Source organism: Pseudovibrio sp. W64 (genome assembly GCF_001623145.1).
Lineage (GTDB): Bacteria > Pseudomonadota > Alphaproteobacteria > Rhizobiales > Stappiaceae > Pseudovibrio.
Genome location: NZ_LMCI01000034.1, coordinates 71443 through 72857 on the forward strand (window position 1 = coordinate 71443; position 1415 = coordinate 72857).

Annotated in this window: 1 protein-coding gene; it reads left to right on the forward strand. The window is 46.7% G+C overall.

What is annotated here, in order from left to right; all coding sequences use genetic code 11:
- Positions 1–343 precede the first annotated feature (343 nt).
- Positions 344–1288 carry a DMT family transporter gene (locus PsW64_RS14770; RefSeq protein ID WP_063304155.1) on the forward strand — a complete coding sequence of 315 codons (945 nt, stop codon included), beginning with the start codon at positions 344–346 and terminating at the stop codon, positions 1286–1288.
- The last annotated feature ends 127 nt before the right edge of the window (positions 1289–1415 follow it).

The following is a 1415-nucleotide window of genomic DNA, read 5'->3' on the forward strand; positions in this document are numbered from 1 at the left end:
GGTTTATTCCATGAGTGTGGTCCTGAGTGAGCGCATGGAGCACACACAGGAATATGAAGCGTTGCTGACGCTGTTTGATACTGTGCGCAATCACATTGAAGATGTGCAGGGAAGTAGCGAGAAGATTTCCGAGCTGCTCGAACCTTGCGCGCTGGAAGTCTCCAAAGACTAAAAATATGGAATGAAGAGGGGCATTGCCTCTCACGGAATATTCTGGCTTGGGAAGCGTGATGCTTCTCAGGCCTTTTTTGATCTAAATATCAGGTTGCATAGTTCGACCATGATTGAATTATTGGAGTGGCCAAGAATGCTAGGCTTCCGAAAATTCCTAGGAGGTTTATCTGTGAACGATGCAGGCTCAAAATATTGGTTTGAATATGTGCTTCTTGGTGTGCTCGCGTTTCTTTGGGGCTCGTCCTATTTACTCATCAAAATAGCCGTGCAGGAAATACCGCCTGTGACTGTCATCGCGGCGCGCGTTTTGATTGCAGCAGTTTTCCTTGCAAGCATTTTGGTGCTGCAAAGGGAGAAATTGCCGAGAGACCTGAAGATTTGGCAGCATCTACTGATACAAGCTTGCTTCAATAGCATCTTAGCTTGGACGGTGTTGGCGTGGGGGCAGCAGCGTATAGATAGTGGGATGGCGAGCGTATTGAATTCAACGTCGCCACTCTTTGTTATCTTGATTTTGTTGTGCAATTCTTTGCAGCTGAGTGTAGCACCTTTGCAAATTCTGGGTGCTTTTGTAGGGCTCTTGGGTGTTGTTCTTATTGTAGGTTTTAATGTTTTGGAAGGGGTAGGAGCTCAAGTTGTAGGCCAGTTAGCCGCCTTGGCTGGTGCATTCTTATATGGTTGTGCAGCTGTTTATGGAAAACGGTTCTCTGATTTGTCGCCGGTTGTGGTTGCTAGTGGAACAATGATTTGGGCTTGTCTGTTTCTTATCCCATTAAGCCTTGTAATGGAGCAACCGTGGGAGTTGCGCCCTTCGATAGAAGCGCTTTCCTCTGTTTTGATCCTTGGATTATTCAGCACTGGCATTGCTCTGATTTTGTACTTTCGACTTATGAGAACGCTTGGTGCTTTGGGTGTTGCTAGTCAAGCTTATCTGCGTGCGGGTGTAGGCGTATTGATGGGGTTCTTTATTCTTGGAGAACGGATTGATTTGGTCGTTGGGGTGGGACTTGGGCTATGCCTTCTCGGCGTAGTGCTGGTGAATAGGCAAAAGAGAAAGCGGCAAATGGTTTTGTTAAATACTGAGAAAGTGCAATTGAGCTCTGACGGGCTTTGACGATTGGTTGACAGCTATTGAGATTTGAAACCTCACAGAAAGCCTTGTCTCTGACGGCTAGTGACGGCATTCACAGCTTTTCCAGTATTAAGTTGAAAGGGTATTTGGAGGGGGTAGGAGGGGCGAA